This is a genomic window from Microbacterium sp. K41 (genome assembly GCF_004794395.1).
In the GTDB taxonomy this organism is placed as follows: Bacteria; Actinomycetota; Actinomycetes; order Actinomycetales; family Microbacteriaceae; genus Microbacterium; species Microbacterium sufflavum.
This window is the reverse complement of record NZ_SSDO01000158.1, coordinates 1-487: the sequence shown is the minus strand read 5'-3', so window position 1 is coordinate 487 and position 487 is coordinate 1. Positions and strand designations below refer to the sequence as shown.

Below are 487 nucleotides of genomic sequence, written 5' to 3'. Positions count from 1 at the left end.
GTGCGGGCCCGGGTGCCCCTCGCCCCGGTCGCGGCGGGAGCGAGCCGATGAGCGCCGACGCCATCCGCGTGCTGCTCGTGGACGACCATGCGCTGCTGCGCACCGGGTTCCGCACGATCCTGGAGACACAGCCCGACATCACGGTGGTGGGCGAGGCCTCGACCGGAGCGGAGGCCGTGGCCCAGGCGTCCGCCCTGCTCCCCGACGTCATCACGATGGACGTGCAGATGCCCGACATGGACGGCATCGAGGCCACCGAGCGGATCGTCGCGGATCCGGCGGTCCGCGCGGCCATCGCGATCATCACGACGTTCGACCGCGACGACTACCTGTACCGCGCGCTGGATGCCGGGGCCAGCGGCTTCCTGCTGAAGAACGCCGGGGCGGAGGACCTGATCGCCGCGGTCCGCGCCCTCGCCGCAGGTGACGGCATGCTGGCGCCCGAGGTGACGCGGCGCGTGCTCGCCCGGTTCTCCGCGGTGCCCGC

General features: G+C 73.7%; 1 protein-coding gene. It reads left to right on the top strand.

Annotated features, from left to right (window positions below):
- Positions 1-47 precede the first annotated feature (47 nt).
- Positions 48-487 (top strand): response regulator (locus DW309_RS03880; protein ID WP_136044610.1); only part of this gene is annotated, 440 nt, incomplete at its 3' end.